At 56.4% G+C, this 2,534-nt stretch carries 2 protein-coding genes; one reads left to right on the top strand and one right to left on the bottom strand.

Features of this window, described 5'->3' with window-relative positions:
* Positions 1–94: 94 nt before the first annotated feature.
* Positions 95–1,111, bottom strand: coding sequence for a hypothetical protein (locus CJ255_RS21630; protein WP_097646146.1), 1,017 nt, complete (start codon positions 1,109–1,111; stop codon positions 95–97).
* Between the two features lie 306 nt (positions 1,112–1,417).
* Between CJ255_RS21630 and CJ255_RS21625 the strand changes: the two genes are divergently transcribed.
* Positions 1,418–2,534: DUF3048 domain-containing protein (locus CJ255_RS21625; RefSeq protein WP_245863659.1), on the top strand; the 1,117-nt coding region annotated here is incomplete at its 3' end.

Below are 2,534 nucleotides of genomic sequence, written 5' to 3'. Positions count from 1 at the left end.
AATCTCCAATCTCCAATCTCCAATCTCCAATCTCCAATCTCCAATCTCCAATCTCCAATCTCCAATCTCCAATCTGACATGGCACCACAATTCGCTACTGCTCGTGTACCAATCCGGTATGCCATCCGCTGCCTGGCACTAACTGATAATTGGCGGTCGCACGGGCACCGCTACGGTTGCCAAAGGCGGTATAGACCCGTGGGCCGACCGGGTCGCGTTCGTTGAGGTAGAGCGTTGCATACAAGGAACCATTGTTGTTGGCAACGATATCGCCGATCCAGCGCGTCGAACCATCGGGCATCGTGACCCAAATGGTCACAACTTCGCCAGCTTGGAAGCCGCTGGCACTGAAGGCTGCGTGGCTGTGCTGGGCACTCGCATCCGGCCCGACGTTGAGTGTGGCCTCACTGCGGGCATGGGTTCGATCACCCGGCAATAGTTCAAACTCGGCGATACCAGTGCGATCCGAGCGCAGACCATAGGCAGTGAGCGCGTAGTTGCCGACGGGGGCACCGCCCATAGCTAAGACATACTCGATGATGCCTTCCGAGCCAGCGGTGGTGCGTCCAAGATCGGTAACGCGATTGTCGGGGTAGCGGAGCCAGAGCGCTACCTCTTCGCCGGGGCCGTAGCCGCTGCCACGGAAGACAAACCGACTGCCTTGATGCCCTTGGCTTATGTCTGCGCTGAAGCTGACCTGCTGCGAGGCCGCAGCCCCTTGGCCAATCGCAACATCAATGCTGGCATAGACTTCGCGCCCACTCGTTTGGCCAAAAGCGGTATAGGTGTAACGCCCGGTTGGGCTGAAGGTAGCTCCAAGAAAATCGGGTACATACGGATAGCTAAAGCTGCCGTTGTCGTTGGTCTGCACCTCGGCCACTGCATAGACCGTATAGTCGGGGTAGGTAATCCAGACCGATACGGTCTCGCTGGGGCTGAAGCCGTTACCTACCAGCGTTACCGTATCGTTCTGCTGCGGGTTGTGCGGGCTGGCCGTGAGGCTGGCAGCCGCAAAGCTACTCCACGACCAGAGAGCGAAGATCAGCGCTAGTGTGCCCGCAAAGCAAACGGCTACCGTTCGTTTCAGGTTGAGATAGTGTTGGATTTGCATGGGTATACTCCTTTCATAAGCTGTTGTTAGGGAAGGATACAGAAACGAGAAAATAGAAAATAGGTTTGCGGCATCAGGATGATCTGAATGCCTCCAAACAGTAAAGTGCCCCTACCTGCTTTCACCATACGCCAAGGGCACATAGACGCCTAGTAGTGGAGGTGACGGTACGATGACAGGGGCTTAACATTTTTGTGACAAAGCCAAAAAGCATGAATTAGCAAGCGAACCTGTGCTAGAATGGCACGTAATTTGGTTGAAACCGCCATGTTCGCGGAGTGAAAAGGTTACGTCATGGCTTACAATGTGCAACGTCTTCTCCTGTTGGTCTGTTTCCTGAGCATCCTTACCAGCTTCAGTGGCCGCGCTACCGCCACTGCACAGGCCGCTGCGCCGACGCCTAGCCCGGTAGCTACGCGGACGCCTGTGGCGACTCCGGTGCCTACGCCACCACCCTTGACTTTGCAACGGGGGAGTGTGCGCGAGCGGCCCTATGTGATCATGTTTGATAATCATCGTGATGCCTATCCGCAGACGGGCATGAACCAAGCGCCGTTGGTGATTGAGGCTCTGGCTGAGTTTGGGATCACGCGCTATATGGGCATCTATGTACCTGGCCTGAGCCCCGAACTCCGCACCATTGGCCCGGTGCGCAGCGCCCGCTCCTACTTTGTTGAGTATGCCAAGGGCTTCCGGGGCGTCTTTGTGCATGCCGGTGGTTCACCCGATGCTTTGGCCATGGTGGCCAATTCGGTTGAGTTGGTGGATATGGATGCGCTACATCGCAATGCTGAGACCTTCTTCCGGCGTTCGAGCGATCGCTTTGCGCCACACAATCTCTTTACTTCCAGTGCCCAGATTGAAGCTTTCTTAGCCACGCAACAGCTTGAAAAACCGAGCGATCTGCACGAAATTGGCTTCCTGATCAAAGCCGATGCGCCACTGGCCCAGCGCCCAGCCAGCCAGTATCTGCGCTACCACTTTACCTACAGTGAGGCGTATGTGGCATGGAGCTATGACCCCAGCACCAATAGCTATCGCTACTTCCGCCAGCAGCGTCCCCATATTGATGGGGCGACAGGCGAGCAATTGAGCTTTAAGAATGTGATTGTGCTGGAGGTGCCGGAACGTCCGGTGCCTGGCGATACCCAAGGGCGTATTCAGCAGAATGTCATCGGCGAAGGTGCGGCCCGCATCTTTATGGATGGCCAAATGAGCGAGGCGGTCTGGCGCAAGGGCGCTGGCTTTGCCCAATTGCAACTCTTTGACGCCCGTGATCGTGAAGTCGCCCTCAACCCCGGCCCGATCTGGATTGCGGCCATTCCTTCCCTCGATCACCTGAGTGTTGAAGGCGGCTTGGTGGCACCGCTAGTGCCGTTGCCAACCCTCGATCCGAGCGCTCGTTTATTCATTTGGTCTATTA

It is taken from the genome of Candidatus Viridilinea mediisalina, from assembly GCF_002532535.1.
In the GTDB taxonomy this organism is placed as follows: Bacteria; Chloroflexota; Chloroflexia; order Chloroflexales; family Chloroflexaceae; genus Viridilinea; species Viridilinea mediisalina.
This window is presented reverse-complemented; position numbering and strand designations above follow the sequence as displayed.

Bases quoted from the DNA above. Each gene is read 5' to 3' on its own strand.
- CJ255_RS21630 (WP_097646146.1), bottom strand. From the start codon at position 1,111: ATGCAAATCCAACACTATCTCAACCTGAAACGAACGGTAGCCGTTTGC.